The sequence below is a fragment of the Dietzia sp. UBA5065 genome (assembly GCA_002415925.1).
Taxonomy (GTDB): Bacteria; Actinomycetota; Actinomycetes; order Mycobacteriales; family Mycobacteriaceae; genus Dietzia.
The window spans coordinates 6,740-8,092 of record DIAZ01000181.1 but is presented as its reverse complement, the minus strand read 5'-3'; the positions used below and the strand labels follow the sequence as shown (position 1 = coordinate 8,092).

General features: G+C 73.7%; 2 protein-coding genes. Both read left to right on the top strand.

The window, feature by feature from the left end; translation table 11 throughout:
* Positions 1-951: glucose-1-phosphate adenylyltransferase family protein (locus B4M60_RS14965; RefSeq protein ID WP_291085844.1), on the top strand; the 951-nt coding region annotated here is incomplete at its 5' end.
* A 64-nt stretch (positions 952-1,015) separates the two neighbouring features.
* Positions 1,016-1,353 (top strand): LLM class flavin-dependent oxidoreductase (locus B4M60_RS14960; RefSeq protein WP_291085841.1); only part of this gene is annotated, 338 nt, incomplete at its 3' end.

Here is a 1,353-nt window from a genome sequence, read left to right as displayed (position 1 = left end):
GACGGCTTCCACTCCGGCACCGCCGACGCGCTCTGGAAGCAGGTCGAGCCCCTCCGACGGTCGGGGAGCCGGGTCACCGTGGTGCTGAGCGCGGACGCGGTGTACCGACTGGACTACGACGAGGTGGTCAGAGACCACCTGGCGTCGTTCGCCGAGGTCACGATGGTCACCACCCGGGTCGACCCGGAGGATGCCGGCCGGTATGGCGTGGTCCGCGTGGCCGACGACGGCACCGTCCTGGACTACCGGTACAAGCCGGACGACCCGCAGGGCGACCTCGTCTGCGCGGAGGTCTTCGTCTTCAACACCGCGGCGCTCATCCGGCACCTGGAGGCGGCCGCGGAGGACGTGGCCTCGGCGGGCGGGCCCGCCGACCTGGGGGACATCGGGGACACCGTCCTGCCCGCGATGGTCGGGGCGGGCCACGCGCGGGAGTGGCGGCACCAGGGCTACTGGCGTGACGTCGGGACCATCGGGTCGTACTGGGCCGGGCACATGGACCTGCTCGGCGACGATCCGGTGCACATGCTCGAGAGGGCGGACTGGCCGCTGCGCACGGCGTCGTCGTACACCGGTCCGGCCAGGACGGGTCCGGACGCCGCCGTGTCCGACTCGCTCCTCGGGTACGGAGCGGTGGTGCACGGGACGGTCGAGCACTCGGTGATCGGGCCCGGTGCCGTGATCGAGCGGGGCGCGCTGGTCCGGGACAGCGTGATCCTGCCCGGCGCGGTGGTGCGGTCCGGCGCGAGGGTGGACACCGCCGTCGTCGACTCCGGGGTCGTGGTCCCGGACGAGGCCCGCATCGGCGAGAGGCAGACCGGTGCGACGGAGGCCACCGCGAGGGTGTCGCTGCTGGGGCAGGACGCGGAGGCGGCGGGGGAACGCCCCACGGGCTTCGCGCTGGCGGCCGGCGGGATCCACCCGATCGAGGACGAGGACCCCCGGGTCTGAACAGCGGGTGTCGGGTCACCCTCCCGGCGCTCTCCGGGCCCGGTCCGCCGCTAGGCTCGGCCGTATGCGCTTCGGACTGTTCCTCCCCCAGGGGTGGCGACTCGACCTGGTCGACGTCCCGCCCGCCCGCCACTGGCCGGTGATCTCCGCCCTCGCCGCGCGTGCGGACGCGAGCCCGTGGGAGTCGGTGTGGGTCTACGACCACATGCACACCGCCCCGCTCACCACCGGGGAGGCCACGCACGAGGCGTGGAGCCTCATGTCCGCGCTGGGGGCGGTCACCTCCCGCGTCCGGCTCGGCCAGATGTGTACCTGCCTGGGGTACCGCAACCCCGTGCTGCTGGCCAAGATCGCCGCGACGGTGGACCACATCTCCGGCGGCAGGGTGGAGATGGGGATCGG